Below are 3,144 nucleotides of genomic sequence, written 5' to 3'. Positions count from 1 at the left end.
GCCGAGTGGCTGGCCGCCTCGGCGACCGGCTCCGCCACCCGGTGCGCGGCTCGGATCCGCGACCAGCTCGACGCCGGCGCCGACAGCGTCATCCTGCACGGCGCGACGCCGGCCGAGCTCACGCCTGTGCTCGAGGCGTGGCGAGAGATCCGGCCAGCGGAGCGCCTGGCCGGGCTGCCGGTCAACCCGGGGCGTGCGGCATGAACGCCGAGGACCTGACGCCGCCGCGCCTCGGCGAGCTGCTCGGTCGCGCGGTCACGAGCGCCGAGGTCGAGCCGGTCGGCACCGGACAGATCGGCACCTGCTACCGGGTCCGGCTCGAGGGCGACGGCGTACCGGCCAGCGTGCTGGTCAAGCTCCCCCCGTCGGATCCCGCCACCCGCGACATGATGGCGGGCGCCTATCGCGGCGAGGTGCGGTTCTACCAGGAGGTCGCGCCGACCGTGGCGGTCCGGGTGCCCGACTGCCACCACGCCTGGGCTGCGGACGACTCGGGCGACTTCGTGCTCGTGATGGAGGACCTGGCGCCCGCCGAGCAGGGCGACCAGATCGCCGGGTGCACGGTCGACCAGGCGCGCGACGCCGTGGTCAACCTCGCCGGCCTGCACGGCCCCCGCTGGTGCGACCCGGCTCTGGTCGAGGTGGAGACGCTGGGCCGCAACGGGCCCGACGAGATCGCCCTGCTGCTGGAGATGTACGGCCCGACGACCGAGCTGTTCCTCGACGGCCTCGGCGACCTGGTCGGCGCGGAGGACGCCGCGACGTTGCGCGCGTGCGAGCCGGTCCTCGAGTCGTGGCTGCTCGGGCGGCCCGAGCGCTTCGGCCTGGTGCACGGTGACTACCGGCTCGACAACCTGATGTTCCCGCCCGAGGGCCCCGGAGTCGTGGCCGTCGACTGGCAGACGCTCAGCCTCGGGCTGCCGGCTCGCGACCTGGCGTACTTCCTCGGCACCAGCATCGACGTCGCGGCGCGGCGCCGCCACGAGCGCGATCTCGTGGCCGACTACCACCGAGCGCTGGTCGACCACGGCGTCACCGACTACGACCTCGTGACCTGCTGGGACGACTACGTGTTCTCCCTGGTCCAGGGTCCGCTGGTCTCGGTGTTCGGCTGCGCCTACGGCACCCGCACCGAGCGCGGCGACCGGATGTTCGCCGCGATGGTCGAGCGCTCCTGCGCGGCGATCCGCGACCTCGGGACGCTCGAGGCCGTCTCGTGACTGCCGCTACCGTCGCGACATGACTCTGCGGCGCGGACTCGTCCTCGGTGGCGGCGGGATCACCGGCATCGCCTGGGAGACCGGGCTGCTGCTCGGCCTGCGGGACCTCGGCGTGGACGTGACCGGAGCCGACGTCGTCGTCGGTACGTCGGCCGGCTCGGTGGTGGGCGCCCAGGTCACGACCGGCGTCGACCTGGCCGACCTGTTCGCCCACCAGGTCTCGCCGCCGAAGCCGGCGCCGCTCGCGAGCATCAGTCCGCTCGTGCTCGCCGGGTTCGTCCGGGCGATGATCCGGGCGCGTGGCGACCTCGAAGCGTTCGGCCGCCACGTCGGACGCTGGTCGGCGCGCCGGGCGGCCGCCGGCAAGGTGCCCACACTCGAGCAGCGGTTCGAGGCGATCCGCGAGCGGCTGCCGATCCAGGAGTGGGCCGCGGATGGCCGGCTGCGCGTCACCGCTGTCGAGGTGGCGACCGGCGCGCTCCGGGTGTTCGACGGCCGCGACGGGGCCTCGCTCGTCGATGCCGTGGCTGCGAGCTGCGCCGTGCCCGGGGTCTACCCGCCGGTGCCGATCGGGGGCCGGACCTTCATCGACGGCGGCGCGCGCTCCGGCTCGAACGCCGACCTGGTCGCCGACCACGACCGGGTGCTCGCGCTCACCCCCGTCGACCGTGCCGCTGGGCCGATGCGGACCGCGGGTCAGCTGCTCGGATCGACCCCGCACCTGGCCGTCTCGCCCGACCAGGCCTCGGTCGCCGCCATCGGCAAGAACGTGCTCGACCCGGCCCGCAGGGCCGCCTCGGCCCGTGCCGGACGCGACCAGGCCGCCGCCGTCGCACCGCTGGCGCGCGAGATCTGGGGCTAGCGCGGCCTCACGGTGAGCCGAGCCGGAGAGCGACGCCGCGGATCAGGTCGTGGTCCACGAACAGCGTGACCGCCCACCAGCTCAGGCACGAGTCGATCGAGTCCCCGGGGACGGTCAGGGTGATCGCGCGGAGCCCGGCCAGCTCGGGAGGCGCGGCGCCATCGCCGCCGGGGCAGGTGCCGGCCACCCCGCGGCCCACCTCGTAGTAGCCGCCGCTGGCCGCCGCCACGTCCAGGGCCGAGAACGGCCCGCCGCGCTCGGCGTACTCCGAGTCCAGCCGCCAGGCGGCGAGGTCCGCGCGCCGCGCCTCGCTCACGGCGGTCGCGACGGGGCCGTCCTCGATCCCGGTCCACACCGGCCCGTCGACGAACGGCGCCCCGAGCGAGGGATCGGCCGCGAACCGGTAGAACAGCCGCGCCAGCGCAGCGTCCCGTCCCGTCACCGGCCCGAACTCGGGCAGGTCACAAGGCCCGCGGAACTCGTCCAGGTCGAGGCGCGCGGTGCGCACCCGCACCGTGGTCCCGGCGGTGATCACCGCGCCGGCGGTCGGGGCCTGGCGGACGACGCTGCCCGGTCGCGCCTCGCAGCGCACCGTGACCGTGTCCCACGTCGAGCCCAGCCCCAGCTCGCCGAGCCGCCGTCCGGCCTCGGCCGAGTCCAGCCCGACGAGGTCGGGCATCCGCGCCCCCTCGGACACGCTCGTCGACGGCACCCGTGACGGGGTCTGCGGCGACCCACCCTCGTAGCTCGACTCACCGCAGGCACCGGCGACCATCACGACCGTCACCACCGTCACCCGCACAGCGACCGCGATCCACCGACGCCTCATCGTGCACCTCCGTCAGGTCCTACTGGTGACACGCGCACCTATGCTGCGGGGATGACACCCGAGGAGATCGGGACGTACGCCGAGTCGCTGCCGGAGGTCAAGCGCAAGGGCACCGAGCAGCGGCCCGCCTGGTACGTCCACGACCGCCTGGTCGTCCGCCTCCAGGACGCCGAGACGGTGGTCATCCGGGTGCCGCTCGGCGAGCGCGACGCGCTGGTCGACTCCGCCCCCGA

General features: G+C 74.9%; 4 protein-coding genes and 1 pseudogene. 4 read left to right on the top strand and 1 reads right to left on the bottom strand.

Features of this window, described 5'->3' with window-relative positions:
- From Q0L15_RS16810 to Q0L15_RS16800, 3 genes and pseudogenes are all read left to right on the top strand, one after another.
- Positions 1 to 204: pseudogene (locus Q0L15_RS16810) on the top strand (hypothetical protein); the annotation flags it as partial.
- On the top strand, positions 201 to 1,220 hold the full coding sequence (locus Q0L15_RS16805) for a phosphotransferase (RefSeq protein WP_296605600.1): 1,020 nt from the start codon (positions 201 to 203) through the stop codon (positions 1,218 to 1,220). The pseudogene Q0L15_RS16810 and the gene Q0L15_RS16805, both read left to right, overlap by 4 nt.
- Before the next feature lie 19 nt (positions 1,221 to 1,239).
- A complete protein-coding gene (locus Q0L15_RS16800; RefSeq protein WP_296605599.1) occupies positions 1,240 to 2,082 on the top strand; it encodes a patatin-like phospholipase family protein in 843 nt (280 codons plus the stop codon).
- A 7-nt stretch (positions 2,083 to 2,089) separates the two neighbouring features.
- Here Q0L15_RS16800 and Q0L15_RS16795 read toward each other — a convergent pair whose 3' ends face one another.
- Positions 2,090 to 2,911: a PASTA domain-containing protein gene (locus Q0L15_RS16795; RefSeq protein WP_296605598.1), complete on the bottom strand. Its 822-nt coding sequence runs from the start codon at positions 2,909 to 2,911 to the stop codon at positions 2,090 to 2,092.
- A gap of 51 nt (positions 2,912 to 2,962) precedes the next feature.
- Between Q0L15_RS16795 and Q0L15_RS16790 the strand changes: the two genes are divergently transcribed.
- On the top strand, positions 2,963 to 3,144 hold a 182-nt coding region (locus tag Q0L15_RS16790; protein WP_296605597.1), incomplete at its 3' end, for a hypothetical protein.

The organism is Nocardioides sp., assembly GCF_024509035.1.
GTDB lineage: Bacteria > Actinomycetota > Actinomycetes > Propionibacteriales > Nocardioidaceae > Nocardioides.
The sequence above is the reverse complement of the archived record's forward strand: the minus strand, read 5'-3'. Positions and strand labels throughout refer to the sequence as shown.